At 53.5% G+C, this 25,325-nt stretch carries 18 protein-coding genes; 12 read left to right on the forward strand and 6 right to left on the reverse strand.

Translation table 11 applies throughout. The features are described 5' to 3' along the window. The first annotated feature begins 24 nt into the window (after nt 1-24). The 3 genes from MRY86_RS16610 (at nt 25) to MRY86_RS16620 (ending at nt 3,288) form a co-directional block, all read left to right on the forward strand. Nucleotides 25-744, forward strand: coding sequence for a response regulator transcription factor (locus tag MRY86_RS16610; RefSeq protein ID WP_293563329.1), 720 nt, complete (start codon nt 25-27; stop codon nt 742-744). After that, the gene (locus MRY86_RS16615) at nt 741-2,222 is read left to right on the forward strand and encodes an ATP-binding protein (protein WP_293563328.1); all 1,482 of its coding nucleotides are present in this window, start codon (nt 741-743) and stop codon (nt 2,220-2,222) included. Before MRY86_RS16610 ends, MRY86_RS16615 begins: the two co-directional genes overlap by 4 nt. Before the next feature lie 262 nt (nt 2,223-2,484). Further along, nucleotides 2,485-3,288, forward strand: coding sequence for a choice-of-anchor J domain-containing protein (locus tag MRY86_RS16620; RefSeq protein ID WP_293563327.1), 804 nt, complete (start codon nt 2,485-2,487; stop codon nt 3,286-3,288). 69 nt (nt 3,289-3,357) lie between these two features. Here MRY86_RS16620 and MRY86_RS16625 read toward each other — a convergent pair whose 3' ends face one another. From MRY86_RS16625 to MRY86_RS16635, 3 genes are all read right to left on the reverse strand, one after another. Then, entirely contained in the window at nt 3,358-3,732 is a 375-nt protein-coding gene (locus MRY86_RS16625) for a hypothetical protein (RefSeq protein ID WP_293563326.1), read from the reverse strand. 84 nt (nt 3,733-3,816) lie between these two features. Beyond that, entirely contained in the window at nt 3,817-4,905 is a 1,089-nt protein-coding gene (locus MRY86_RS16630; protein WP_293563325.1) for an endonuclease, read from the reverse strand. A gap of 31 nt (nt 4,906-4,936) precedes the next feature. Then, nucleotides 4,937-5,623, reverse strand: a complete 687-nt coding sequence (locus MRY86_RS16635) for a hypothetical protein (protein ID WP_293563324.1) — start codon at nt 5,621-5,623, stop codon at nt 4,937-4,939. A gap of 138 nt (nt 5,624-5,761) precedes the next feature. On the opposite strand from MRY86_RS16635, the gene MRY86_RS16640 reads away from it, so the two are divergent. Then, entirely contained in the window at nt 5,762-7,732 is a 1,971-nt protein-coding gene (locus MRY86_RS16640) for a sensor histidine kinase (protein WP_293563323.1), read from the forward strand. Next, complete coding sequence (locus MRY86_RS16645; protein WP_293563322.1) at nt 7,729-8,379, forward strand: response regulator transcription factor; 651 nt, start codon at nt 7,729-7,731, stop codon at nt 8,377-8,379. The genes MRY86_RS16640 and MRY86_RS16645 overlap by 4 nt, the downstream gene beginning before the upstream one ends. A gap of 41 nt (nt 8,380-8,420) precedes the next feature. Here MRY86_RS16645 and MRY86_RS16650 read toward each other — a convergent pair whose 3' ends face one another. Beyond that, the gene (locus tag MRY86_RS16650; RefSeq protein WP_293563321.1) at nt 8,421-9,374 is read right to left on the reverse strand and encodes a c-type cytochrome; all 954 of its coding nucleotides are present in this window, start codon (nt 9,372-9,374) and stop codon (nt 8,421-8,423) included. A gap of 238 nt (nt 9,375-9,612) precedes the next feature. Beyond that, nucleotides 9,613-12,570, reverse strand: a complete 2,958-nt coding sequence (locus MRY86_RS16655) for an aminotransferase class III-fold pyridoxal phosphate-dependent enzyme (protein ID WP_293563320.1) — start codon at nt 12,568-12,570, stop codon at nt 9,613-9,615. 172 nt (nt 12,571-12,742) lie between these two features. On the opposite strand from MRY86_RS16655, the gene MRY86_RS16660 reads away from it, so the two are divergent. The 4 genes from MRY86_RS16660 to MRY86_RS16675 all read left to right on the forward strand — a co-directional run bounded on the left by MRY86_RS16660 (nt 12,743) and on the right by MRY86_RS16675 (nt 16,026). Further along, nucleotides 12,743-13,609: a helix-turn-helix transcriptional regulator gene (locus MRY86_RS16660; RefSeq protein WP_293563319.1), complete on the forward strand. Its 867-nt coding sequence runs from the start codon at nt 12,743-12,745 to the stop codon at nt 13,607-13,609. 113 nt (nt 13,610-13,722) lie between these two features. Continuing rightward, nucleotides 13,723-14,322, forward strand: a complete 600-nt coding sequence (locus MRY86_RS16665) for a YeeE/YedE thiosulfate transporter family protein (protein ID WP_293563318.1) — start codon at nt 13,723-13,725, stop codon at nt 14,320-14,322. 12 nt (nt 14,323-14,334) lie between these two features. After that, nucleotides 14,335-14,748 carry a YeeE/YedE family protein gene (locus MRY86_RS16670; protein ID WP_293563317.1) on the forward strand — a complete coding sequence of 138 codons (414 nt, stop codon included), beginning with the start codon at nt 14,335-14,337 and terminating at the stop codon, nt 14,746-14,748. A gap of 18 nt (nt 14,749-14,766) precedes the next feature. Then, nucleotides 14,767-16,026, forward strand: a complete 1,260-nt coding sequence (locus tag MRY86_RS16675; RefSeq protein WP_293563316.1) for a sodium:proton antiporter — start codon at nt 14,767-14,769, stop codon at nt 16,024-16,026. A 17-nt stretch (nt 16,027-16,043) separates the two neighbouring features. Here the strand turns inward: MRY86_RS16675 and MRY86_RS16680 are convergent, their stop codons facing one another. Further along, nucleotides 16,044-16,733 (reverse strand): NUDIX domain-containing protein, encoded by a 690-nt coding sequence (locus tag MRY86_RS16680; protein WP_293563315.1) that lies wholly within the window; start codon nt 16,731-16,733, stop codon nt 16,044-16,046. 297 nt (nt 16,734-17,030) lie between these two features. On the opposite strand from MRY86_RS16680, the gene MRY86_RS16685 reads away from it, so the two are divergent. From MRY86_RS16685 to MRY86_RS16695, 3 genes are all read left to right on the forward strand, one after another. Next, nucleotides 17,031-20,120 carry a TonB-dependent receptor gene (locus MRY86_RS16685; RefSeq protein WP_293563314.1) on the forward strand — a complete coding sequence of 1,030 codons (3,090 nt, stop codon included), beginning with the start codon at nt 17,031-17,033 and terminating at the stop codon, nt 20,118-20,120. A gap of 3 nt (nt 20,121-20,123) precedes the next feature. Continuing rightward, nucleotides 20,124-21,677, forward strand: a complete 1,554-nt coding sequence (locus MRY86_RS16690) for a RagB/SusD family nutrient uptake outer membrane protein (protein ID WP_293563313.1) — start codon at nt 20,124-20,126, stop codon at nt 21,675-21,677. Nucleotides 21,678-21,784: 107 nt separating this feature from the next. Continuing rightward, nucleotides 21,785-25,324, forward strand: a complete 3,540-nt coding sequence (locus tag MRY86_RS16695; RefSeq protein WP_293571665.1) for a VCBS repeat-containing protein — start codon at nt 21,785-21,787, stop codon at nt 25,322-25,324. The last annotated feature ends 1 nt before the right edge of the window (nt 25,325 follow it).

A 25,325-nucleotide genomic window follows, 5' to 3' on the forward strand; every position in this document is an offset into this window, starting at 1 on the left:
TTAGTGATAAAAATCCTCCGCCTTATGAAACAAGCATTAATCATAGAAGACGACCCTAATATTGTAGGACTGTTAGAGCTCCATTTGCGGGACCAAAACTTTCAGGTAGCTACCGCCTACCTTGGGGAAGACGGACTTCGCAAAGCCCGGGAGAGCCGCTTCGACCTGATCATCCTTGACCTTATGCTCCCGGGTATGGATGGGTTGGAGGTTTGCCGCCGGCTGCGCAGTGAAGGTGCAAGCACACCAATACTAATGCTTACCGCAAAATCTGAAGAAATTGATAAGGTGCTGGGGCTTGAAATCGGAGCCGATGATTACCTGACGAAGCCTTTCAGTATCCGTGAGTTTATTGCCCGGGCCAAAGCACTGGTCCGCCGGGCAGAACGGAGCAGCCCTGCCGACGGTGGGCACGGTCAGGCAGTCCGCCTGCAGTATGGGCCGCTCAGTATCGACCTGGACAAGCGCCTGGTTTACCAAAATGAAGAACGGGTTGCGCTTTCCCGAAAGGAGTTTGAGCTGCTCAGTTTACTCGCGTCCAACCCCGGTAAAAGCTACGACCGAGGCAAGTTGCTCAACCTCGTTTGGGGGTATGATTTTGATGGTTTTGAACACACCGTGAATTCTCACATCAACCGGCTGAGGGGGAAAATTGAACCCGATATGTCTCAGCCCCAATACATCCTGACGACCTGGGGCATGGGGTACCGGTTTAATGAAGCACTGGCAAATACACGCTCATGAAAATCCTGAATTTTAGCATGAACGCATTGTACTGGAAGGTATCGGCAATACTCATGATGGTGTTGGCCCTGCTCGGAGTGGGGTATTTATTCATCAGCTCTTTTACTGCTCAGCGTTACTTGCAGGAAGCCAATCAGCAACTTTACGGTGATGTGGCGGGCCATATGGTCAAAGAGACACAGCCTATTGTCAATGGGAAGGTGGATACCGCCGCCACACATGACATTATGCATTCCATGATGGTCATCAACCGGAGCGTGGAGGTCTATCTGCTTGACCCGGAAGGTACCATCATTGACTATGTGGTGCCCTTCGAGACTGTTGAACAAAAAGCTGTTGACGTGAACCCTGTGAAGCAGTTCATTGCAGAAGGAGGGCAGTCTTTCATTCTCGGCGATGACCCTAAGACGACCGGGGAGCAAAAAGCCTTCTCGGCGGCGCCCATCTATGATAAGGGGCAGTTGGCAGGCTATGCCTATATCATTTTGGCGAGCGAACAACAGGATGCGGTGCTCAGCCACATTTTTGGAAGCTATATGCTGAAAACCGGCACCTGGATGTTCTTTCTGGCTTTGATTGTTGCCCTTTCCATTGGGCTTGTGGCTATTGCCTACCTCACCCGCCACCTCAATCAGATTATTAAAACCGCCCACCGGTTTAAAGAAGGCGATTACGGCGTGCGGGTGCCCGACCATACAGATGGCGGGCTTGCCATTCTCAGGGAAGCATTCAATGAAATGGCAGCAACACTGGAATCCAATATTGAAGAATTAAAGGCTGTGGACCGGCTGCGGCAGGAGCTCATTGCCAATGTCTCCCATGATTTGCGTACGCCACTTTCCCTGACTCAGGGGTATCTGGAAACCCTGACCATGAAGGAGAAGACCTTGTCCTCAGCAGACCGGCAGTCTTACCTGAAAATAGCCTATGACAGCTCTGAGCGACTGGGGCGCTTAGTGGATCAGTTGTTTGAATACTCTAAACTCGAGGCCCGGCAGGTCCACCCTGAGAAGCAGCCTTTCTTGCTGGCGGAGCTGCTTCAGGATGTGTCCGTACGGTATCAAATAATAGCAGCGGAGCGTAAGCTGGACATTGCCCTGGAGGTCGAGGAAAGGGTCCCTCTGGTCTATGCCGATATCAGCCTGGTGGAGCGTGCTATTCAGAATCTGCTGGACAATGCCATCAAGTTTACGCCCGATGGTGGCCAGATCCGGATGCAATTGAGCAATCAGCCCGAAGGTGTGGAAGTCCGGATATCCGACACAGGGCCTGGTATTCCGGAACAGGAACAATCGCAGATATTTGAACGCTACCGGCAGGTGGGTAAGGAGCCCTATCAACGCAAAAAAGGAGTCGGGCTTGGCCTGGCTATAGTCAAAAAGATCATGGACTTGCACGAAGCCACCATCCGGGTGCAAAGCTGGCCGGACCGGGGGACTGCCTTCTGGTTTTGTTTACCGGTTTATCAGGGGCGTTGACTACGACCTGGCTTTTTTGTGGGGCAGGTTGGACGGGCTTTGAACGGTCGATATTCCTGCGAGGTTCCTTTTGGGTACAGTACTTATTCTGGCATCCCGGGTTTTTCTTTTGGTCATTCAGAATCAAAAAGGTGAGGAAGCGGAGCGCCTGATCGCTGTAGCTTAGACAAAAGTTAACCCAAACTTAACCCCCCTGACTTTTCATTGAGATGCTCGGGGCTATAATTTTATAGGCTGTTTTAACAACTCAAAATTACAGTTTATGAAAAATGCTTTACTGATTGTACTATTGCTTTTTGCAGGTTTCGCTTCTAATGCTCAGGAAATCCTATTGGAAGAGACCTTTAATGATGGGACTTTGGGCAGCTTCACCGCTTATAGTGTGCTTGGTGACGGGCAGGTTTGGGAGCCCCGGGAGTTTGGGGGCAGGCAATTTGCTCAGATGAACGGTTTTGATGGGGGTATTCAGGATAATGAAGACTGGTTGATCTCTCCTGCCCTTGATATGGATGCACAGGAGGGGGAGGTCCTCACTTTCGAGAATGCCAGTAACTTTAGCGGTCCTGATCTGGAAGTATTGGTTTCCAACGATTACGATGGCAACAGCGACCCTAATACCGCCACATGGACAAACCTTAGTGATCAGGTGAACTTCTCCACGGGCAATTATGAATATGTCAATTCCGGGGCACTCGATTTATCAGCCATTTCTGGTACCGGACACATCGCCTTCAAGTACATTTCCAATACCAGTGTAGATGGGAAGCTTTGGCAAATAGACAGTGTCGTAGTTAGCGCAGAAATGCCAAGCAACCTTGAGGAACCCACAACAGACCTGATCCGCGCACCTATAGTACGTAACGGGCAGCTTCAGTTTGAACTGACTGGGCTAACCGGGCAGGCAAATTGCACATTGTATGATATGACAGGACGTTTTGTTCTGGGCCAAGCGGCGGCTTCAGCTGGCCTGATTACTATGCCGGTTCGTCAGCTTTCCTCAGGAATTTACCTGCTTACCGTCCAAACTCAAGGCACCATGCAGGGGCATAAGATCTTTATTCCTTAAAAGTGCTAAAACGAAAAAGGTTGCAGCAATAAATCTTGCTGCAACCTCTTTATCCTGTTTGGAGTTAATTTACATCCGGCTAAACACCATTCTGCCCTCTGGCCCGCTCCGGCCGGGGCATTCATCTTTAACGGCTAGCATGGTTAGTTGGTCGCCTTCAACGGTAAACTTGTAAATACCTTTGCCATTGCAATCGGATCCTTTGACGTCCTGCACAGTCATCTGATCGCCTTCGATATCGTAAGAGCCTTCTATTTCGGTAGTGCCATCAGCATTGAAATCGACAGCATAGGTGTTGTCCGCTTTCATTTCAACCTGCATTTTCCAGGTTTGCCCTTCCTGATCTGTGAAGGAGGTAAGCCAATTGCCGGTAAAATCAGATTGTGCAGCAAGATTGGATACGCCCAGGCAAAGCCCCAGGCAGGTAAGCCATAAATACTTCATCGGTTATATGGGTTTTAGGTGTTATGAATGCCTAAAGCTAACCTTTCTTTTTTATTTTGGCTTAAATAATTGGAATGCAATTACTTAGAAATTGACGATTTTAAGGGTGTTCACTACTTTTTGGCTTCCGGCTTCCCATTCCAACCGGCAAAGATAGAGACCGGGCCCGCCTGAAAGCTCAAGGGCAATATCATGGGTGCCGGCCGGATAGGCGGTGGTAGGAAGGGAGCGCAGTTCCTGCCCCTGTGCTCCAAACAGCCTGACGGAAAGCCGGCCTGCTTCGGGTAAGGTGATCTGTAGTTGGGCCTGTCCGTGTGCAGGTTGTGGATAGACGTGAGCGTTGAGCGTAATGGAAGGTGCAGTTTCGGTGCTTACCGGAGGCGTACAGGGCGGAATAACACCCTCGCAGTAGCAGCGGTCCGCAACGGTGCAGTCCAATACAAATGGGTTTGCTTTGCCCTCCTGATAAGGGGCAATCGCATGGGTGCGGTCCCACTCCTTTTCACTCACCGGGTCGGAATAATGCCACTGGCACAAAGTGGTACGCTGCTGTTCGAAGAAGTCCGGGTCGGCGGCATTGGCTTCCTGCTGGTAGACGGTGTAAAAGTAGAACATCGCCCGGGCCACATCGCCCTTATGGTCGTCGCGGGGCTCAAAGACCTGATCGCCTACGCGGCTGTATAGCGCGATATTACTGCCCGGTGTATTGCTCTGTTGCTGATCGAGGTAGTACCAGCTGTTGACCTGGCTCGGTGGGATATCGGCAAAAGGGAAATTGCCCCGTGCTGCATTCACCACCACCCGGGTAGGGAACAAATGGTGCATATCGGCTTCCGGAGTTGGCGCTTCTGCACCCTTTGCCCGAGGGTAGGTATGCTCGGTATTGATGCCGGTGCCATTCTCAAAAGCTGCTGTTGTTGGGTCTTCTCCGGGCGGCAAATAAACGGAGTAGCCGGTGTAAACGCAGTACAGGGTGTCATTCCGGGCGTCTACATTCCGGTACATGGTATCGCGGGCATTGCCATAATCCAGCAGGCCATTGGGACGGTACTGGTCTTGCAGGGCTTGTATCAGGGCGCTGCCTTCCAGATTAGGCAGGACAGGGTGGTGCATCTGAGCTATGCTCAGGGTCGAACAAACAGACAGTAAGGCAAGGCATAAATATCGTAGCATAGTTGCAGTTTTCAGTAGGCAAGCAGTTGGGCTATCCAGCCACAAATTTGCAAAAATCCCAGACGACGAGGCGGCTCTCCTCCGTGTAGTGTAGCCCGGCTTGCAACCTTTTTTGGTGCAGGCCGAGTAAGCCTTCCTCCTTTGCCATCAGTTTGTAGAGGGTTTGGGTGACTTTAGCATAGCGCTCCAGGTCGTTGGTTTCAGGAAGTTGGGTGCTGCCCAGTTTTTCCAGCATCATTCGGAAAGCATCCGCCTCATAGTAGGCATAACGGTCGGGGTACCGAAAAGCCAGATAAAGCGACACCATCTGGTAGTTATCGTCGTGGTAGTGGTTGTTGTCAATGGAGCGCGGATTGTTGTCCTTGTATTCCTGAAGCAGCATATCGCAGTAGTAGACAAAGCGGCCGGCGCGCCCTTCCAGGCTCTTCTCCTCATTGAAGAGGTCGATAAACATATGCCGGGTGAAATCGGGCTGCATGCGCATCAGCTCCAGCATCATGCGCTTGGGCTCGTAGGCTTCCCGCTTCCACAGGCGTTTGGTGGTGGAGTTTTGAAGGCTGTAGTCGTACATCCCGGGCCAGTCTTCCGCATCCATATCCCAGTTGTCCTGAAAAACCCGCTGGGACTCCCAGATCGGCAGGCGCTCGGTTTGGGCCAGGCGGGACTTGAGGTAGCCCTGGTATCGGTCAAAGTATTCTTGTATCCGTTTCAGTTGCATAGCAGTAAAATGTGCCGCAAAGATAGGTGAGCCTTTCGGCAAAGTCCAAGCCAACAGCCGCCGATTTTGCGCAAGCTCCGATTCTGCGTAATTTGAGGGGCGTTTTGCCGTTTCGAAGCGCTGCTTAATGAACCGAATATGCGAAACCTTTTCTTTCTGTTTGTATTGCTTAACCTGTGCTGCACAGGCTTGGCGCAGTCTGGCACGGCTGACCTGCAAAAGCAATTGCAAGCGGCAACGGCAGATACCGCCCGCCTGCAACTCATGCTGGAGTTGTCCAATTACTACCGCCTGCGGCAGCCAGACAGCAGCTTATTATACGCCCGGCAGGCGGAGGCGCTGGCTCAGCAGCTGAAAAACCACAACGGTGAAATCCGTGCGCTGCTTATTCGCGGTATGCTGGCCCACAGGCAGGGCCGGGAAGCCGAAGCGGCTGGGCTATTCCATCAGGCCGCCCGTTTGGCTGGTACCAATGGCAAGCGTGCATTACGGGGTTCTGCCCGTCAAAACCTGGCTTTGGTCTACAAACGCATGGGGCGGCAGGACTCAGCTTTTTACTATTTCACTGCTGCCGAACAAGACTTTACTGAGGGCGGGAATGCATATGAAAACTGGCATGTCTACTTCGGGCTCAGCGAGCTCTACGAAGGACAGGGACAAACCCGGGAAGCCGAGGCGTACCTGGTCAAAGCCCTGGAGGTTACCCAATCCGGTGATAGCCGTATGGATAAGGGGTTTGTGCTTTACCATCTGGCAGAAAAGTACTTTATGGCCGACCGGTTTGCTGATTTTGCCAGGGTGCAACAGCAGTGGGAAGCCTTGCAGCAGGACAATCACTCTGCTGCTGAAATTCTTGAGCACCCCGGGCACTACAGCATGGCCCGCCTGTTTCTGACCGATAATACCGCCACCCTTGACCGCATTGACCGTGCTTACGAGCATTACCTAAGCGGTGGGAACCTTTTTATGGCAGGTTGGAGCCAGGAAAACCGGGGGCAGTACTTTGAGCAAAACGCGCAGTCCGACACTGCGCTGAAAGCCTACAAAAAGGCACTCCGCCACTACAAAGCCGCAGGGGCTCACCTGCGCCGGGGGATGGTACAACAGCGGCTGTATCAGCTGTACAAAGCCCGGGGAGAGACAGCGGCTGCCTTAACCGCCCTGGAGCAGTTCCGGCAGCTTTCGGACAGCCTGAATACCGCTGAGGCGGAAGCTCATTTACGTGAGCTTCAGGTGGCTTATGAGACAGATAAAAAAGAACAGGCCCTTCGCATCCAAAACCTGGAAATCCGGCAGAAAACGCAACAGCGCAACGGGCTCATTGGGCTGGTGGTGTTGCTTGTACTGCTTGGCGTATCCATAGGTTTCGGGTTGGTCTTCCGCCTGCGCACCCAACAGCGGCTGGCGGCACAGTCGGCCCAATTGCAGGAACAGCGCATTCAGCAACTGGAACAACAGCAAAAACTCCTCGCCTTCGATGCTGTGCTTGAGGGCCAGGAGAAGGAACGGGCGCGCATCGCTCAGGACCTGCACGATGGGCTGGGCGGCTTGCTCACTTCCGTGAAAGCCCACTTCGGGCAATATGCCAACGGAGGGTTGTCCGATGGGCTAAAAGCCAAAACCCAGGCCCTCATTGATGAATCCTGCGTGGAGGTGCGCCGCATTTCCCACAATCTCATGCCTCGCAGCCTGGCGCTGTACGGGCTTAAAGGGGCCGTGGAAGACCTCGCCGGGCAACTCCGCCAAAGTGGGCTCAGGGTGGACCTGGAAATCCGGGGCAACCTCACCGATATCCCGGAAAGGCAACAGGTGACGCTTTACCGCATGCTACAGGAAGGTACCAACAACATCCTCCGGCACGCTCACGCGCAGTCTGTCCTGCTCCAGATTCTACTGCATGGCGATCAGTTGACAGTCATCCTGGAAGACGATGGGCGGGGCTTCAAGCCGGTCGAATACAGCTCGGCGGAAACCCTCGGGCTGAAAGGGCTCCATTCACGTGCACAGTTTCTGCAGGGCACTCTGGATGTTGACAGCGTACCCCGGGAGGGCACCACCATCACTTTTCAAATGCCGGTTGCCCAATCTTTAAAACCTGCTGTATTATGAAGGCTCCAACCCGTATACTAATTGTTGATGACCATCAGCTGGTGCTCGATGGTTTGCAGCTCATGCTGTCCGATGCTGAAGATATGGCTTGTGTGGCGGTGGCCCGGCACGGCAGGAATGCCCTGGTGCAATTGCAAAAACAGGCAATCGACCTCATTCTGCTCGATATCAATATGCCGGAAATGAACGGGGTGGAGGTCTGCCGGGAAATCCGCAAAACCAATACCACTGTCCGCATATTGGCGCTCTCTATGCTCCGGGAAGCCAGCCTGATCAAAGAGATCATGCAGCAGGGGGCTAATGGCTACCTGCTGAAAAATGCCGGTCAGGAGGAACTCCTGCTGGCGGTACGCCAAGTGATGGCCGGGCGCGATTACCTAAGTGCTGATGTGGCGCAATTGCTTTCCGAGAGTAAAGCACAGCCTGCCCCATCTTCCCCCTTCCCCAGGCTTTCGAGGCGGGAAAAACAGGTGCTGCAGCTCATCGTCGAAGAGTTTACAACCGGTGAGATTGCCGATCAGCTTAGTATTGGCTTCGGCACGGTAGAAACCCACCGCCGTAACCTCCTGACCAAGCTGGGCGCACGGAATACCGCCGGGCTTGTCCGGACGGCACTGGAATATCACTTGCTGGAAGAGAAAAGGTAGCAGGCCCGGGTATTGCACCGGGCCCTTGCGCTCCCGCTTTTTTACTTCACAACTGCTCCCGGTTCAATGGCATTATCAATGACGGGCACCGTTTGCAGGTACGCATACATGGCGTTGACTTCGGCATCGGTCAGGTTGGTAAACAGTGGCATCGAATGGTCAAGGTTGCTGCCATCGTGCCGCTTGCCCGTGCGTACGGCCTTTGCAAACAGCTCCGGGCTATATTTGCCCAAGCCATGGTCCGGGTGTGGGGTCAGGTTGGAGGAAAGGACTTTGGCACTTCCGTCTTTTTTCAGGATGGGGTTGCCGCCCCCAAAATACCCTGCCGAGGCTGTTGGTTCGACCTCGTTGATACCGTCAAAACTGCCGGAGTGGCAATGGTAGCAGGCCAGGTTGTGGGCCAGGTAGCGGCCGTGGGCCACCGGGTCGTTAAAGTCCACCGCTGCTACCGTTTCAGGGTAAGGGGTGGGCTTGATCGCTACCTTAGTCAACAGCTTTGCCAGATAATTGGGCTTTCGCTCCGGCCACTGCTTGTCGGAAGGGCGGGTGAGCGGGCTTTCTGACCTCAGGAATGCGATAACGGCATTAAGGTCTTCATCGGACAAATGCATATACCGGGGCATAAAGAAGGCCACTTCACCATTCTTTTTGAGGCCGGTGCGGAGCATCAGTGCCAGTTCCCCATCAGAATACTGCGAGAGTTTAGAATCCGGGTGGAGGGTCAGGTTGGGGGTGTAGACTTCGCCAAAGTCTTTTTCCCGCCATAGCCCGCCTTCCATTTGGTTGGTGTTCTTGCCTTTGTGGCAAAGGGCGCAGGAGGCGTTGACCAGGTGTTCCCCACGTGCCAATTGGGCCGAATCCGCCTTAATGGTGATAGCCGGTACTTCCGCTTCGTGCTTGGGTATAGGCGAAAAGTTGATGTAAGCCGCACCCAGCAGCACAATGACAACCAGGCCCAGAAGGACCATTCCGAGGATTTTCAATGCTTTCTTCATAATATGGTGGTTTAGGTGATCAAATCCAATGCTGAATTTACGAGGTCGCCCAAAGGTGACCCGCAGGTGTGCAAGGAAAGCTGCGAAAGTGGATAGGAAATATTGTTTGTTCACAAGCAGGAGTTGCCGGTAATTTGAGCAACTATAGTAAGAGGGAACTTAAAAGTACTAAAAGTTGGAATGAAATCTGATTATTTCATTGGAAAGATTTTTTGGGTGCAGGCTCCGGGGGCACTTTTTACAGTTCCTGCAAAACCGCACCCAGCCGCTTTGACAGCTGATCCGCTTCCTTCATCCCAAAAGACAAAGGCGGCTTAATCTTAAGCACATTATGCTGAGGCCCGTCGGTGCTCATCAGTACGCCCATTGCCCGCATACGGTTGATGATGTACGCTCCTTCCCGGGCTTTAGGCTGCCCGTTTTGCGAAAGCTCCACGCCGAGGAAGAGCCCGTGGCCCCGTACCTCAGCGATGATGTCGTGCCGTTGTTGCAGCTGGCGGAGTTGTTCCATCAGGTACTGTCCGGTAAGATGTGCCTTTTCCTGTAGCCCTTCTTCCTGAATGACTTGCAGGACCGCCCGCCCTGCTGCACAAGCGACCGGATTGCCCCCGAAAGTGCTGAAAAATTCCATGCCGGTATCAAAAGCCTCCGCCACAGCCCGGGTACAGACTACTGCCCCGATTGGGAACCCATTGCCCATAGGTTTACCCAGCACCACAATATCCGGTACCACGCCCTGCAGCTCAAATGCCCAGAACGCTTCGCCGGCCCGGCCGAAGCCGGTTTGCACTTCATCCATAATGCACAACCCGCCTATGCTGCGGATGGCTTCGAACACGGTTTGAAAATACCCCGGTGGCGGGACCAATTGCCCTCCGCAGCTGAGTATGCTTTCGCTGATGAAGGCGGCGGGGTGGATGTTATGTTGGGAAAGTTCCTCCAGGCGGGCTTTGGCCTGCTCAAGAGGCTGTTCCGATTGGTCAAAAAGCGGCATAAGGTGGGTACGTGGAGGTTGCCCGCTGCCGCCTTTCCCATTGAATTTATAAGCGCTGATGTCAATGGTAGCGGACGTATGCCCGTGGTAGGCACCGTCCATCGCCAGAATATCGTTGCGCCCCGTGGCTGTGCGTGCCATGCGCAGCGCCAGTTCGTTGGCTTCACTGCCGGAGGTGACAAAATAGACCACCGAAAGGGGCTCGGGCAGGGTGGCGGTAAGCTCCTCAGCGTAGCGGGCCAGCTCGGTGTGCAGGTAGCGGGTATTGGTGTTGAGAATGGCAGCCTGCTGCTGTACAGCTTCCACCACTTTGGGGTGTTGATGCCCGACGTGGGGCACGTTATTGACCGTATCCAGGTAGCGCCGCCCATCGGCGGCGTAGAGGTAGTGGCTGAAGGCTCGCACCATGTGCAGGGGCTGTCGGTAGGACAAGCTCAGGTTGGGCCCGATATGGGCCTGCCGTTTCTGTTGGATGGTCTTTCCGTCCCACTGCACCCGTTTGGGCTGCGTACTGCCTTCCGGCAAATGCAGCAGCAATTCCGGGTTGGGGCAAAGGCTGCGCCAGACCGGCCATTCATCAGGGAAGCCCACACCAGGGAAGTCGCCTTCCTTCCCCAGCGTATCCAACAGCACCTGAAAGTGGAGGTGGGGCGGCCAGTTGCCATTCACCTCTCTCGCTCCGTAGGTCGCAATCCATTGCCCCTTTTGGATGGGCATGCCGACTTCAAGTTGGGTTAAAGATTCCCGGCAGAGGTGCCCGTAGAGGGTATAAAAAGTCAGCCCTTTCCGTGGGGTGTGCTCCAGGATGATGGCGGGGCCGTAGTCGCGTTCCGCTGCATTGTCCGCAAAGCTGTGTACCCGTCCGTCAAGCGGGGCGAAGACGGGTGTTCCTGCGGCGGCCCATACATCCAGCCCCAGGTGGACGGTACGCCAGCGCGGGCCGCTGTTGCCTTCCACCTGATAGGCATCGGTGGTGTAGAAAGGGCGGACCTCCCCGTAGCCGCCCAGCCCAAATTCGACACCATCCTCTTCCATGATCCGCTGTAGGTGGCGCTCGAAGCGGTACTCGTCCTCAAAGTTGCGGTTGTTTCCCAGCTCCAGGCTACCCACGCCCAGGTCCATCTGCCGCCACGGTTCGGGAATAGGGGAGACTGGGGCGAAGGCAGGCTGATCTTCCCGTATCCAATCCTGAAAGACCGTAGCCTGCGGGCAGGGCTCCCATCCGCAGGCGTGGCGGAAGTGGTAATGCAGCAGGTTATATGGGATGCCCTGAAGCCGTTGCAGTAAGGCCCAGGCAGCTTGGTTACTGACTTGCAGGTACGCCCGGTCCGGCGCGGCCTGTTGATTGAGGGTGGAAACGGTGACGCTGATGAGCAGCCTCGCCCAAACCAGGGCGGGCAGGGCGGCCACTTCCGCTTCCTCCAGCGGAAAAGCCTTATGGTACCCGCGGATGACCTCTACGGCGGCACCGGCGGGGTCGGGCTGTTCCATCATAGCGTACGCCAGGGCAACGGCCAGCTCATTGATGGTGGCAGTATGTACGGCATCCCCGAAGTCGAACAGTCCGGCGATGCGGTAGTGCCCGTCCCTGCCGCGTTCGGTCATCAGGTTGTAGTCATTGGCATCGTTGTAATTGACGGAGTGGCGGAGGAGGGGGAGGGTCGGTGCGGCATGTTTCTGAAAATACCCCAGCCCCTGTTCAACGATTGCTCGCTGTGCCGCGTCAAAGCGCTCCAGGTGCTGTGCCACCCAGGGCAGTTGGTTGTTGTCCCAGCGTATTTCCCGGTGGGCGGCCGGATGGTCAAAGCCCTGCAATGCCAGGGTAAGCTGCCCCAGTGCACGCCCCAGGCTTTCGCGCAGTACGGCATCCTTCAGTTTTGCTTTTGCGTAAAGCGTGCCGGGAATCCAGGTGGTGAGGTAGGCGGTGGCGCCATCGGGTAGGGGGCAGGTATGCGTCCCCTTGTTGTTGAGGATAGGCTTGGGCGTGGCGAAGGGTAGCCCGGCAGATGCCAGCCGCTGCATCATTTGCAGTTGAAGGTCCACCAGCGCCGGGGCTGCATGCGTGATTTTCAGGCAGTAAGTGCCGCCCCAGGTGGGCCTGACTTCAAAGGTGGCGTCTTGCTCGCCTTCCAGCTGTCGGGGCTGAGCATGGAGTTGGTAGTGTGCTTCTAGTATTTTGGTGGCATCAGCAAGAGTTGGCATAGGGCGTTACCGTTTGTTCTGGCCCAAAAGTCGGGAGTGTGGGGGAGAAAGCGAACAATTAAGACGTAAAGAATTGTTTGGGCTGTGACTTAGGATGTGTCTCAGTAGTTCTGTTTTTGATTTTCTATCTTCGTATTGTTATAGATTCTTCACCGTATCAAGGTCAGCATAAGTGAGCAGTACCTCAACGCTGGAACACCGAGCCTCCCAGCACCCCTTCTACCTGGAGCACATGGGCCGCCTCTACGACCGCGCCGCCGGGAAAGCTGATGAGCCGCACCGGCACGATTACTACACCGTGCTGTTGATTGAGCGTGCCACCGGGCAGCATTTGGTCGATTACCAGGCGTATCCTTTTCAGGAACGGGAAGTCCACTTTGTCAGCCCGGGGCAGGTGCATCAGGTGTTGGCGGAAGCACGGCCGGAAGGCTGGGTATTCACTTTTTCCAGAGACTTCCTGGCAGAAAATAATATCCCCGAAAGCTTCATTTCCAACATCAATCTCTTCAAGGCCTTTGGCGATACGCCTCCGTTGCAACTGGATCCGGCTACTTTTAACCGGCTGCAGGATATCATCAGTCAGATGAAGAACTGCCTGAGCCCGGATTTGACCTACCGGGAGCGTGCGCTGGGCGCTTTGCTGCAGCTCTTCCTAATCTATTGCAACAACACCACCCAACTGGACACGGCCCAATTGGATGAAGAAAACGGCAGCATCTGTATTTTACGCGACTTCAAACAGCTCATTGACCAGCAGTACGCCAGCTGGCACAAGGTGAGCGAGTACGCCGGGCAGCTACACATTACGCCCAAGCACCTCAGCCAAACCGTGAAAGAACTGACCGGTAAGCCCGCCAAGGAAGCCATTCAGGACCGGCTGGTACTGGAAGCCAAGCGCCTGCTGCTGCATACCGATCTGGCGGTCAAGGAGGTGGGGTACCGGCTGGGATTTGAAGAGCCCCTGCACTTCAGTGGCTTCTTTAAGAAGCGGGTGGGGGTGTCGCCTTCTGCGTTTCGGTCGGAGCGCAAGTTGAGCTAGAGCAAGCTGCCGGCATTACCAATGAGAAAAATCACCCTTTACAGCGATAGAGTTTATCGGAAAGCAACAAAAGAGCTCCTTAAATTTGAAGGTGTAACTAACCTCAAAGCATTATGGCACCTGAATTTTTGCTTCAGTTTAAAGACTTTATCTCCCAGCCCTGGCCTTGGTACGTGGCGGGCCCGATGATTGCCCTGATCATGTTTGTGCTGCTGTTTTTTGGGAAGGAGTTTGGGATGTCCGCCAACCTGCGCGTGATGTGCGCCGCAGATGGTGCAGGCGATATGGCTGACTTTTTCAAGTTTGACTGGCAGTCGCAGGGATGGAACCTGCTCGTTGCTCTGGGCGCGGTATTCGGGGGGTACCTGGCCGCTACTTACTTCAGCGGGCCCGAAGGCAACGTGGCGCATATCTCTTCGGCAACTATAGAAAGCCTGAAAAATATGGGCTTTAACTTTGAAAATGGGGAAGTGCCTCTGGTACCGGAATTTTACGCCTGGGACTACCTCTTCACCTGGAAAGGGCTGCTCATCATCGTTGGTGGTGGTTTTCTGGTGGGCTTTGGGGCACGCTATGCTGGCGGGTGTACTTCGGGGCACGCCATCAGCGGCATTTCAGCCCTGCAGCTTGCTTCGGTCTATGCCGTCATTGGCTTCTTTGCCGGCGGGCTGTTTATGACCTACGTCCTGTTTCCTCTAATTTTTAATGCTTAAACCGACGTTGCCATGCGAATGTCAAGATACATCCTGGTAGGTATCCTTTTTGGAATCACCCTGTACAAAGCTGAGGCCGTTTCCTGGTTTCGGATTTACGAAATGTTCCGCTTTGATTCCTTCCATATGTACGGTATCATCTTTTCGGCCATTGCGCTGGGGGTACTGGTGGTGCAATTCATCAAACGGCGCCACCTACGCTCTACGGAAGGGCAGGAGATTCAGTTCCATGACAAAGACAAGCACTGGCCCCGCTACATCATCGGTGGGTTTATTTTTGGTATGGGCTGGGCTTTGGCGGGTGTTTGCCCGGGGCCGATGTTCATTTTAATGGGCAGCGGGTACACTGTTTTCGTGGTCTTCCTGCTGGCAGCGATGACCGGCACCTTCCTCTATGGTGTTTTGCGAAAGCGATTGCCCCACTAAAATGCTATCTTCGTACCTATGTACGAGTCTTTTAGCTTCCTGTTTTTCACCGCTGCGGTGATTAGCTTTATCAATTATCGCTGGATAAAGTTGCCGCTTACTATCGCTCAGCTACTGTTGTCGCTGGGACTGGCGGTGCTGGTGCTGGTTGCCAAACCGTTGTGGCCTGCCGCTTACGGGTTTCTGAGCAATACGGTGACGCAAGTGGACTTCAACCACTTCATGCTGGATATTTTGTTGGGCTTCCTTCTGTTTGCCGGAGCCTTGCATGTCGATATCAGAGGGCTGGAAGAAGAGCGCTGGCCGGTCTTTTGGTTTGCCACACTTGGCGTGCTGTTGTCTACAGCTATAATAGGGATAGGGCTGTACGGTATTGCTGCCGGGCTTGGGGTTCCTTTATCCTTCTTCGACTGTTTGTTGTTTGGGGCGCTTATTTCACCCACTGATCCGGTAGCCGTTTTGGCATTGCTCAAAGATAGTAACGTCAGTCCTTCGCTTCAGTTAAAGATTGAAGGGGAATCGCTTTTCAATGATGGTGTTGGGGTGATTGTGTTCACAGGTATACTGTTGCTTTCCGAAATGAGTTCATCAGGCGGAGAGTCGCCCTTAATGCTGGAACTGGGGCAGTTATTGTTAAGGGAGGTCTTTTTGGGCCTGTCTTTGGGTGCCCTGCTGGGCTTTTTGGGATTTAGGGCAATGAAAATGGTGGATCAGGATCCCCACCTTACGACGATAGTTAGTCTGGCTATCGTATTCGGGGGCTACAGCCTGGCACAAGCGCTGGAAACTTCAGGGCCTTTGGCGATGGTCGTTGCTGGTCTATTCATCGGCAATCAAATAAAGCAACCGGGCTTTGAAGTTGAAACGAGAAAAGTACTGGACGGCTTCTGGGAGATTCTGGACGATAGCCTCAACGGCATACTATTCGTATTTCTCGGGCTGGCCATCCACCTGATGTCGCCGGACAGCATGGCGGAGATATGGTTAATGCTATCCGTTATTGTGCTGGTGCTGGCTGCCCGGTTTATAGCGGTTGTAATTCCGTATTCCTTTCTGCGCCACGATGCCCACCGTTGGGTGGATACCGCAGCTGTCCTGACCTGGGGCGGCTTGAGAGGGGGGATTTCCCTGGCATTGGCTTACTCGCTTACCGAAAACATGTCAGGCAGTACCCTATTGCTGCTGACCTACGGTTTGGTTATATTTTCTATACTGGTACAAGGGCTTACCCTACCGAAAGTAGTGAAGGTATTGTTGCCATCGGCTCCATCCAAATAGAAGACGAAAAGGGGCTCCTATAGCTTCAGCATAAAGCCCTCCGCCGCCTTCTTATCGTATTTACTAGGGTCAAACTGGTAGAGGAAGGACCCCTTTCGCGACGATTTCTTGTCCTTTTCATCGAGTTTGACCACAATATCCAGGGAGCGGATTTTATTGATGAAGTTGCGCTTGTCGAGGGTGGTGTCCCAGATCGCCTCGTACAGCTTTTGCAGTTGGCGCATGGTGAACTTCTCGGGCAGGAGCTCAAACCCAATCGGCCGGGTAGTAGCCCGTGTTCTCAGCCGTCGGATGGCATAATGTACCATTTTGTCATGGTCAAAGATCAGGGAAGGCGCCTGGGAAACGCTGAACCAGTTGGCGGAGAACTGTTTGATCAGCTTCTCATTGTGCTCCTTGATGTTGATCAGTGCGTAGTAAGCCATGGAAATGGTGCGGTCAGCCGGGTCGCGGTCCACCTCACTGAATGCAGCCAACTGCTCCATATAGACATCACTCAGGCCCGTATAGCGTTCCAGTACCCGCCGGGCGGCATCGTCGAGGGTTTCCTCGGCTTTCAGGAAGCCGCCCACGAGGGACCATTTTCCTTTTTCCGGTTCAAATCCTCTTCGGATCAGCAAAATTTTCAGGTCTTCTTCATCGAAGCCGAAGATGATACAGTCTACGGCTAACAGCACTTTATCCTCCGAGCTGTAATTATTGATCATGATGTGTGGTTGTCGATTTGTTTTGACTGCCTACTAAGACAAGTGTACCAGTAGAATAAATGTTTTCGGGGCTTTGCGGAATAAAATCCCCTCTGTCTTTTCATTAATAGGCACCTTAAGATTGACAAATGTTGCTAATTTTAAGTGTAAAATTAACACAAAAAATGATATTTGTCACTAGTCGGGTGAGCGGCATGTAAATAACTTTTTTGTCGAAAAAACGGAATTATGTTAGGATTTTTAAATCAATCTTACCTATCTTTGGAAGTGTAAAAATTACACTTATAAAGTTAATGTATGAAACTCATGGAAGCATACTTTGCAAAACCAAAGCTTGGTAAGCGGGCTGCGACGCTGAAGCGTATCGTGTCTGCCACCAGTTTGTTTTTGCTGTTCGCCTGCTCCCTAATGGCGCAGAACAGCAAGACAATCAACGGAAAAGTCACATCGGCAGAAGGCGAGTCGCTGATCGGTGTGAATGTAGTGATTCAGGGCTCGAGTACAGGGACCATTACGGACTTTGACGGGGGCTACAGCCTGAATGCAACGCCGGATGATGTGCTGATTTTCTCCTACACCGGCTTCAGAACGGTAGAAATCGAAGTGGGCAGCCAAACGACCATTGATGTGGTATTGCGGCAGTCTGCTGAGCTGCTGGAAGAAGTGGTGGTGGTAGGTTACGGCACGCAGCGTAAAGAAGACCTTACCGGTGCAGTAAGCGTTGTGAACACCGAAGAGATGAAAAAGCAAGCCACCAACGATGTGACCCAGATGATGCAGGGCCGCGTTGCTGGCGTTTCTATTACTTCTGACGGGCAGCCGGGTGCCGCGCCTACTGTCCGCGTCAGGGGGGTTAGTACGTTTGGCCTGGGGGCCAGCGCTGAGCCGCTGTATGTTGTGGATGGTTTCCCGCTTTCCGGTGGTATCCGCGACATCAACCCCAATGATATTGAATCTATTCAGGTCCTGAAGGATGCAACCGCGGGTGCCATCTACGGTAACCGTGCCGCTAACGGTGTAGTAATCATCACCACTAAGGCAGGCAGCAAAAACGAAAGGTTCAGCATTGACTTTTCCAGCTACTACGGGGTGCAGACGGTACCACAGCGTATTCCAGTTCTGGAGCGGCAGGGATATCAGGCCATCAATACCGAATTGCTGGCTAATGCTGGCCAGGCTCCCGTACCTGGTAATGACCCTAACTCTCCTCAGTACATTGACGACATCAATACCAACTGGCAGGACGAGGGTTATAAGGATGGCTCCATTCAAAACTACAACCTGAATTTCTCCGGTGGTACCAAGCGGACCAACTACTTTGTTTCTATGGACTACATGGACAACAGAGGTACACTGGTGGGGAGCGGCCCGGATTACCGGCGCTATTCCATGCGGGTCAACTCGCAGACGGAGATCGGACGCCTGAAGTTCGGGGAGAATGTTTACCTGATGCGTTCTGACGAAAACCCCTTGTTTTACAATGGTGTATTCACTTTGTTCCTGCCAGGAGGGCGCCCGACTCTGGTCAACGACCTGCTGCAGGCTGCACCAACCATCCCGCTGCTTGACCCCAACCGGGAAGGTGGCTTCGGTGGTGCCGATGCGGTCATCCATCAGTCCATTACCCTGAACGTACCGGGTTTCAATACCCTGGTCAACAACTCCACTCAGGTCAACCGCCTTTTGGCGAACGCCTACGGTGAGCTGACGATCGCGGAAGGCCTGACCTACAAGCTGAACCTGCAGTACGACAACTCTGATATTACCGACCAGCTTTTCGCACCTCAGTACGATCTGGGGTACTTCTTCCCGCGCCCCATTGCGGAGTTGCAGGTGGGCGACCGTTCTTCCCGTTCTTTCCTGGTGGAAAACACCTTGAAGTACGAGCGCAAGTTTGGCAAGCACGACCTGAAGCTTTTGGCTGGTCAGAGTTTCCAGAACTTTGACTTCCGTCAGGTATCTGCAGTAGGCTCCGGCCTGGAGAAACCTTACATCCTGAGCCTGGCCAATGCCTCTACTTTTAGCGTGATTGACAATCAGCAGCCGGCTTCCCTGGTTTCTTACCTTGGCCGGGTCAATTATTCCTTTGACGACACCTACCTCCTGACCTTGAACCTGCGCTACGATGGTTCTTCCCGCTTTCGCGAAGAAAACCGCTTCGCGCTGTTCCCATCTGTTGGATTGGGCTGGAAGCTGCACAATACCTTTGAGTTGCCACAAGCCATTTCCGGCCTGAAGCTTCGCGGTGGTTATGGTCAGCTGGGCAACCAGGAAATCGGTAACTTCCGTTATCAGGCTACCATCAACCGGGCGATCCCGTATGAGTTCGCCACCGGGCGTACACTGGGTGCTGCGACGACTATTCTGGTTGACCCTTCCATTACCTGGGAGACTCGTACCACACGTAATATCGGGCTTGACCTGGAAATCATGGATGGCAAGCTGGAATTTACAGCAGAGTACTACTCCAATACCTCTGATGACGTGCTGATCGACCTGCCTATTCCACTGTCCAATGGCTCTTTGGCAGGACTGACGACCAACGCCGGCTCTATTCAGAACTCCGGGGTTGAATTTTCGGCTACCTGGCGCCCGCGTATTGGCGATGTGGTCTTCAACATTTCACCTAACTTCTACACCCTGAGAAACGAGGTGCTCGATATCGGTACGCTGGACTTCCTTTCCGGAACCGGCGCAAGAACCGAAGTAGGACGTGCAGTGGGAGAGCACTACGGCTGGGTTTATGATGGTATCTTCCAGACCCAGGGGGAAGTAGAGTCTCATGCTTTCCAAAACGATAACACCGCACCTGGTGATATCCGGTTTGTAGACCTGAACGAGGATGGCATCATCGATGACGCTGACCGGCAGTATCTTGGACAGGGTATGCCGACTTACTACTATGGCATGAATATCGTTGCGAATTACAAAAACTTCGACTTCACAATCTTTGGTCAGGGTAGCGGCGGCAACCTCATCAACAGCAATCTCTACCGGGGCTTGATGGTCACTTCCGGCTATACCAACTGGCACGAGGACATCCTGAACCGCTGGACACCTTCCAACACAAACACGGATGTGCCACGCGTGGTCCTGAATGACCCGAACAACAATCAGCGGGACTCAGACCGCCCAGGCTGGCTGCAAGATGGGTCTTACTTCCGTTTGAATACCATTTCTTTAGGCTATAGCTTTGGTCAGTCGGTACTGGAGCGGGTGAAAATGCAGAGCGCACGGCTTTACGTGACCATGCAGAACGTACATGTCTTCTCTGCTTATGAAGGGTACAATCCTGACTTCCAGGCGGGTATCCTGAACCCTGGGTTTGACTTTGGTACTTTCCCACGCCCGACGACAACTATGGTTGGACTTCAAATAAAATTTTAAGCAATGAAACTTAAGCACTTTAAAATAGGCTTGATGGTTTGTTTCCTTTTCGGAATCAATGCCTGCCACGACGAATTGGACATTGTTGATCCTAACCGTCTTTCAAACGAATCTTTTTACGAAAATGCCGATCAGGCAGTCGCTGCCGTGGATGCCATCTACAATGCACTCATCATTGATGGTATGTACCAGCGGATAACGCCGGTGTACAACGATGGACGGAGTGATGAACTCTCCTGCCGCAGCCCGTGGGTTTTCCTGACCGGCCTGAGCAACTTCACCGTTCCCGGTACGGATGCCGCCCTTGAGATTTTTTGGGCAGGCCACTACATTATGGTGTCCCGGGCGAACCAGGCACTGGAGAACATCCCCAATATTGAAATGGATGAGGGGCTTCGCAACCGGCTGTTAGGCCAGGCTTACTTCCTCCGTGCGCTGGCGTACTTCAACCTGACCAACGTGCATGAAAATGTACCGCTCATCCTCGAAACGCCTAAGGGGGGCGATTCTTACTACCCCAGCAATGAAGGGGTGACTCGTGATATGGTCTACAGCCAGGTGAAATCAGACCTGGAAACCGCTATCGGTTTGCTGCCGCTCAACTACAACAGCGTTGAAGGTCCGGATCAGGGGCAGTTCGGCCGTGCTACTCAGGGTGCTGCGCAGTCTCTGCTCGGCAAGGTGTTCCTCTTCGAAGGCAACTACTCAGAGGCCGGCCGTTACTTCGAGGCCGTTATCAACTCTAATGAGTACGCCCTGGGCGATAACTATTTCGATCTGTTCACTCAGGACCCAGGTTTGGAAAACAGCAATCCAGGCAAAATCTTCTGGGCGGACTTCACCACGAGCACCGCTGCTGAGTTCAACTGGGGCGGTGATCCTAACGTGAACTGGCGTCAGTTCCTGGCCATTACGCCTACGTACTCACAAGGTGATTTCTACGACTTCTACGCTACGGAATTCCTGTACAATGAAATGCGGGAAGAGCTAACGGTAGACGGCACTTTGGACCCCCGTTACCATGCCACCATCCTGTCTTATGAGCCGGATGAAGGTTATACGACCGCATACGGTGTGGACTGGTTTGAAAGAGGCTACACAGAAACCGACTTCTTCATCAAGAAGTATACCAATGCCGCGACCGGCTCGGATGCGTTCGCTTCCGGATTCGACTACCACATCATCCGTTATGCAGACGTACTGCTGATGTATGCGGAGTGTCTGGCGAATACCGGCGATGTAGCAGGTGCAGCAGGTTACGTACAGCAAGTGCGCAACCGTGCCAACCTGCCCGACCGGGAAGCTGAATTTGCAGCCCTGTCTCTCGACGACTTCATGGATCAGCTGGAGCACGAGCGCATCATGGAGCTGGCTATCGAAGGCCACCGCTGGTGGGATATCCTGCGCTGGGGCAAGCTGGACGATTCTGCTGAACTGGCGGAGCTGCAGTCACACGACTTTGAGTTCAATACTTATGCGGTAGGCCGCAAGGTCTTGCCAATTGCTCAAACCGAACTGGACCGCAACCCCAATTTGGTGGGTAACTCAGCTAACTAAGGCAGCTGAGCTAAAGGTGTAAAGCTTTTCATTGTAAAGAAGTGAGGGCGGGTTCAGTAAATTTGATTTACCAGCCTGCCCTTACTTTTCTCAATCTGGAACGAAAAATGATGTCCATTCACAAGATCAACATACTGGGGGGCGTTGCCCTTTTGCTGGGCTTGTGCGGCTGCCAAAGCGGTCAGCAGGGCACCGGAGCGCTGTTCCAGGTGCTTGATGCTGCACAGACCGGCATCGACTTCGAAAACACCATCGTGCCGGATGACACGTTCAACCTGATGGACTTCGAATACCTCTACAACGGAGGTGGGGTAGGGGTTGGCGACTTTGACCAAAACGGGCTGCCCGATCTGGTCTTCACCGGCAATCAGGTCAAAAGCCGGATCTACCTCAACAAAGGCAACTTCGAATTTGAAGACCTCACCGATGCCTCAGGGCTAAACACAGAAGGGCTCTGGTGCACCGGTGTATCCGTGGTAGATATCAATAGCGATGGGCTGGATGACCTGTACATTTGTGTGGGCGGGCCAATCAATGAAAGCATTTACCCCAACCGGTTGTACATCAACCAAGGGGATAATACCTTTTTAGAAGCCGCTGAAGCTTATGGGCTTGCCGATCCCAGCCAGTCCAACCAAGCGGTTTTTTTCGATTACGATCGCGATGGCGACCTGGATGTGTACTTGCTCAACGGGGGCGGCTTTGAGAAATCAGCCGTGACCATCCGGCCCATGCTGACCAATGGTTCGGGCCGCAATACCGACCGGCTGTACCGCAATGATTTTGATCCGGCTTTGGGGCATGCCGTATACACCAACGTCTCCCGCGAGGCAGGCATCACGATTGAGGGCTTTGGGCTGGGTGCCAGTCTACTCGATGCGAATGCCGATGGCTGGCCGGATATTTACGTGGGGAACGACTACCTCTCCCGCGATCTGCTTTACCTCAATAATCAGGATGGGACCTTCACCGAGGCAGCGGAGGCATACTTTGGCCACACCAGCCACTTCTCAATGGGCAACAGCGTAGGGGACATCAATAACGATGGCTACCTCGATCTTTTCACGCTTGATATGCTGCCCGAAAGTTATTACCGCCGCAAGTTAATGTTTGGCCCCAGCCAGTATGACAAATTCCAGCGTGCCCTGCAGTACGGTTACGGGCATCAGTACATGCGCAACATGCTCCACCTGTCCAACGGGCAGGGACAGTATGCCGAGATCGGGCAATTGGCAGGCGTAGACCGCACGGACTGGAGCTGGGCACCCCTGATCGCGGATTTGGACAATGATGGCTTTCAGGACCTCTTCGTCACCAACGGTTATGGCAAAGACATCACAGACCTCGATTTTGTGAAATTCAGAAAAAATGCTGCGGCGCCCTTTTCCAGCCCGGATGAAGTGGAACAACGGGTATTGAAAAGCCTGGAAGAGCAGCCCGCCATCTCGCAGCCCAACTACGCCTACAAGAATAATGGCGATCATACCTTCGCCAACAAAATAAAAGACTGGGGCTTCGAAGCGCCCACCATTTCCAACGGCGCCGCCTACGCAGACCTGGACCAGGACGGCGACCTGGACCTGATCATCAATAATATTGACCAGGCAGCCTTTATCTACCGCAATACGCTCATGGAGCGGGATACCGCTGCCGGACGCTACCTGCAAGTGCTGCTATCCGGGCCCGAAGGCAACGAAAAAGGCATAGGCGCAACGGTAAAAGTTTATGCGAGCGAACAGGTGTTTACCCGATTACAGCAACCGGTAAGCGGCTTTCAAAGTACGGTAACGGATGTCCTGCACTTTGGGCTGGGGCCGATTGAAAAAGTGGACAGCCTGACGGTGGCCTGGCCAGATGGCAAAAAAAGCACCCTCCTGTCAACGGTTACGAATCAACGCATTCGTGCCCCATATCAGACAGCGGTGGAAGTGGTAACAGCCTCCTCTTCCCGAAAAGCGCCTCTGCTGAAAGCAGGCGGTGCAATACCCTTGCAGCATCAGGAACCGGATTATGCCAATGACTTCAAGGTGCAGCCCTTATTGCAGCATGGCTTTACCCATCAGGGGCCAGGCATGGCTGTTGGGGATGTCAATGGCGATGGGCTGGACGACGTAGTGATGGGTGGCGCCTACGGGCACGATGCGCAAGTCATGCTGCAGAACACCGATGGCAGTTTCACGGCACTTGCATTGCCCACTAAGAACTACGAAGACCTTGGCCTACTGCTTTTTGACGCCGATGGAGATCAGGACTTAGATCTTTACGCTGCCTCTGGTGGTTCCGAGCGTTATGCCCATCATATCCATTACCAGGACCGCCTTTACCTCAATGACGGGCTTGGGCATTTTACCCTGAGTACAGGCCGCCTGCCTGAGATGCTGAGCAGCACTGCTGCCGTTGCCGGGAGTGATTTCGATGCCGATGGGGATATTGACCTGTTTGTTGGTGGGCGGGTTGTACCGGGGCAATACCCCAAGGCCCCGCAAAGCTATCTGCTTCAAAATAACGGAGGCACCTTTACGGAGGTAACCAAGGAGATTTGCCCGTCCCTGCAAACAGTTGGAATGGTCACTGCTGCCCTTTGGACCGACTTCAATAACGACCACCAACCCGATCTGATCGTAGTGGGTGAACTCATGAAAATCAGCGTCTACCAAAATACAGGAGCTGGTCTTACGGATATTACAGATCAGGCCGGGCTCGCCCAGTCTGCCGGTATGTGGAACAGCATCACATCCGGCGATTTTGATAGGGATGGAGATATGGATTATGTAGCAGGCAACATCGGGCAAAATACGCCCTTCAAAGCAACACCAGAGCACCCCCTAAAGCTCCACTACGCTGATTTTGATCAAAACGGGGCCACCGATCCGGTTTTCTCCATCTACGAGGAAGGCGAATACTATCCGTTGGCTTCTCTGGACCTGCTTACGGCACAAATGCCAGTACTGAAGAAAAAAGTGCTGCGGTATAAAGATTTTGCCCAATCGACTACCTCAGACATTCTAAATATCCTGGAGGCAGGGGAGATGCAAACGCTGCAATGCGATATACAAGCTACTGTCTTACTCGAAAACCTCGGCACCGGGCAATTTAAACTGCACCCGCTTCCACAGTTGGCGCAGGCCGCACCTGTTAAAGGGATTGTCTGCGAGGACCTGGACCTGGATGGTGACCCGGATATCATTTTGACCGGCAATGAATACAACACAGAAGTCGTAACCGGGCGGTACGATGCGCTCATGGGCTTAGTCCTGCGCAATGAAGGAGGGCTCAGGTTCCACCCGCTTAGCAGCGAAGCATCCGGCCTCCAAATTAGCGGAGATCAACGCGCGGCAGTAACTCTCAGAAAAGCCGATGGTGAAATGGCCCTGCTGGTGAGTACCAACGGCGGTGCTGCGAGGGCATATGCATTGCCACGATCCGGCCAGAAACTTTTGGCCTTTGAGCCGGGAGAAGTCAGCGCCCTGTTAACCTATGAGGGCGGTCAGCAACAGAAAATCGAATGCCATTTTGGTGGTGGCTACCTTTCACAATCCACCCGCAGCCTGCGCCTTTCACCGCAAGCCAAAGAGATGGCCTTTTACGATCGCAACGGAAAGCCAACCAGAACACTGAATATTTTAGCATTAAAAGCCGAATTATAGC

Origin of the sequence: Phaeodactylibacter sp. (assembly GCF_022763345.1) — a bacterium.
Classification (GTDB): Bacteria; Bacteroidota; Bacteroidia; order Chitinophagales; family Saprospiraceae; genus Phaeodactylibacter.

Bases quoted from the DNA above. Each gene is read 5' to 3' on its own strand.
- MRY86_RS16610 (WP_293563329.1), top strand. From the start codon at position 25: ATGAAACAAGCATTAATCATAGAAGACGACCCTAATATTGTAGGACTG.
- MRY86_RS16615 (WP_293563328.1), top strand. From the start codon at position 741: ATGAAAATCCTGAATTTTAGCATGAACGCATTGTACTGGAAGGTATCG.
- MRY86_RS16620 (WP_293563327.1), top strand. From the start codon at position 2,485: ATGAAAAATGCTTTACTGATTGTACTATTGCTTTTTGCAGGTTTCGCT.
- MRY86_RS16625 (WP_293563326.1), bottom strand. From the start codon at position 3,732: ATGAAGTATTTATGGCTTACCTGCCTGGGGCTTTGCCTGGGCGTATCC.
- MRY86_RS16630 (WP_293563325.1), bottom strand. From the start codon at position 4,905: ATGCTACGATATTTATGCCTTGCCTTACTGTCTGTTTGTTCGACCCTG.
- MRY86_RS16635 (WP_293563324.1), bottom strand. From the start codon at position 5,623: ATGCAACTGAAACGGATACAAGAATACTTTGACCGATACCAGGGCTAC.
- MRY86_RS16640 (WP_293563323.1), top strand. From the start codon at position 5,762: ATGCGAAACCTTTTCTTTCTGTTTGTATTGCTTAACCTGTGCTGCACA.
- MRY86_RS16645 (WP_293563322.1), top strand. From the start codon at position 7,729: ATGAAGGCTCCAACCCGTATACTAATTGTTGATGACCATCAGCTGGTG.
- MRY86_RS16650 (WP_293563321.1), bottom strand. From the start codon at position 9,374: ATGAAGAAAGCATTGAAAATCCTCGGAATGGTCCTTCTGGGCCTGGTT.
- MRY86_RS16655 (WP_293563320.1), bottom strand. From the start codon at position 12,570: ATGCCAACTCTTGCTGATGCCACCAAAATACTAGAAGCACACTACCAA.
- MRY86_RS16665 (WP_293563318.1), top strand. From the start codon at position 13,723: ATGGCACCTGAATTTTTGCTTCAGTTTAAAGACTTTATCTCCCAGCCC.
- MRY86_RS16670 (WP_293563317.1), top strand. From the start codon at position 14,335: ATGCGAATGTCAAGATACATCCTGGTAGGTATCCTTTTTGGAATCACC.
- MRY86_RS16675 (WP_293563316.1), top strand. From the start codon at position 14,767: ATGTACGAGTCTTTTAGCTTCCTGTTTTTCACCGCTGCGGTGATTAGC.
- MRY86_RS16680 (WP_293563315.1), bottom strand. From the start codon at position 16,733: ATGATCAATAATTACAGCTCGGAGGATAAAGTGCTGTTAGCCGTAGAC.
- MRY86_RS16685 (WP_293563314.1), top strand. From the start codon at position 17,031: ATGAAACTCATGGAAGCATACTTTGCAAAACCAAAGCTTGGTAAGCGG.
- MRY86_RS16690 (WP_293563313.1), top strand. From the start codon at position 20,124: ATGAAACTTAAGCACTTTAAAATAGGCTTGATGGTTTGTTTCCTTTTC.
- MRY86_RS16695 (WP_293571665.1), top strand. From the start codon at position 21,785: ATGATGTCCATTCACAAGATCAACATACTGGGGGGCGTTGCCCTTTTG.